We start from the raw sequence: 758 nt of genomic DNA, 5'->3' as shown, positions 1-758 counted from the left end.
AAACACAATGTAAGGTATATAGCGGTCACGGACGGCGTGGACAGCCTGACAAGGCAGGAAATGGACATTACGCCGTTTAAAAATATCCTGAATGATATGTACAGCCGGGATATTTCAAAGAAAGTGCTTGCCGGGCGCATGACACGCTCCCGCCAGGGGAAGTTTGGCGGCGGGCAGCCGCCCCTTGGCTTGATGCGTGACCCGGAGGAAAGGGGACACCTTATCCTTGACCCGGACACTGCGCCGACTATCCGTAAAATCTATGACCTTGCCTTAAACGGCTGGGGGTGTATGCGGATAGCTAAACAACTGATGGAGGATAAAATCCCCATCACACGGGTAAAAAGCAATACGGAATGTGACGTGAATTATTATTCATGGGGGAGCGCACGGATTAGCCATATCCTGCGGAACCCGTTTTACAAAGGCGCACATCTTGTCTGCCGGACGCACCAGAAAGGAATCCGCTCCAACACCTATGACATCATCCCCCGTGAGGAATGGGAAGTCCTTGAAGGCTGCCATGAAGCCATCGTAAGCCCGGAGGACTGGGAGAAGGTGCAGGAACTGATTGACCGCCGCCCTCCCATCATGGAGGGGAACGCCTGCCCCTTCTACAACCTGTTCCACGGCATTATCTACTGCGCCACCTGCGGGAAGTCCATGCAGGTACGCTATGAGAAAGTGGGCAGAACCGGGAAGAACCGCTTTACCGGCGAGGAACGGGAGCCGATAGACAAGGCGTATTATATCTGCCA

The 758-nt window shown here is 54.0% G+C and carries 1 protein-coding gene; it reads left to right on the top strand.

Annotation, left to right across the window (positions count from 1 at the left end; translation table 11 throughout):
• Positions 1–758, top strand: a 758-nt coding sequence (locus D7Y06_RS25395) for a recombinase family protein (protein ID WP_243119523.1), incomplete at both ends; no start/stop codon positions are given.

The organism is Roseburia sp. 1XD42-69 (assembly GCF_003612565.1).
Classification (GTDB): domain Bacteria; phylum Bacillota; class Clostridia; order Lachnospirales; family Lachnospiraceae; genus Roseburia_B.
Note: the sequence above shows the minus strand (reverse complement) of the source record. Positions and strands in the feature narration are given on the sequence as shown.